Source organism: Acinetobacter endophylla (assembly GCF_053543775.1).
Genome location: NZ_JBLVOM010000187.1, coordinates 746 through 1559 on the forward strand (window position 1 = coordinate 746; position 814 = coordinate 1559).

General features: G+C 38.8%; 1 protein-coding gene. It reads right to left on the minus strand.

From position 1 onward, the window contains the following. A partial coding sequence (locus tag ACNPNW_RS06270) for an L-lactate permease (protein ID WP_448766749.1) occupies positions 1 to 814 on the minus strand: 814 nt, incomplete at both ends.

Genomic DNA, 814 nt, shown 5'->3' on the forward strand with positions numbered 1-814 from the left:
AGGCACACCGATTTGCTGTGCTGTAGTTGCTTGTAACGCTGAAAACAATGCGTTAGCTGAAGTATCTGAACCTGTAAGAAACACTCCAACCCAACCCAAGAATGGTGAGAAGAAGGTGAAAGCCTGACCCGTATGTGCCAGTGCTAAAGCAAGCGTTGCTGACAGACCTGAATAGTTTGCAATGAACGCAAAAGCCAGTACCATACCAATCGAATAAATTGGGGTTTTTAGTTCATTCACGGTTTCAAAGAATGTCGAAACTGCCTCTTTAGGTTTCATGTTTAAATAAATAATCGTGATCAATGCCGCCAATATAATCGCCGTACCCGTTGCTGATAACCAATCAAACTTATAAATCGCATCATAATCTTTAATTTCAGGCACGACAGGTGGTAGCTTTTGAATCAATTGATGCAAATACGGCACTTTAACTGAAACTACTAAATCACTTAATGGGCCGTCCTTAACAAATAAATCTTTAAAAGGTTTGATGCTCCAGATCGTCACCATTGCTGTAAGTATCAGAAATGGAGACCAGGCTTTGGCTATCTGTGCCACACTATATTGTTTACGAGCTTGCTTGATAATAGTTTCATCTACCTGTATATTTTTATCCTCAAAAAGAAAAATATGTTTTGGTTTCCAATACTTAAGTAAGATAGTTAAACTGATTAATGATGCAATTGCAGCAGTGATATCGGGTAACTCAGGCCCAACAAAATTTGATGTTAGATATTGCGCTAAAGAAAAAGATAAGCTGGCAACTAAAATAGCAGGCCAAGTTTCTTTAACCCCACGCCAACCATCCATGATT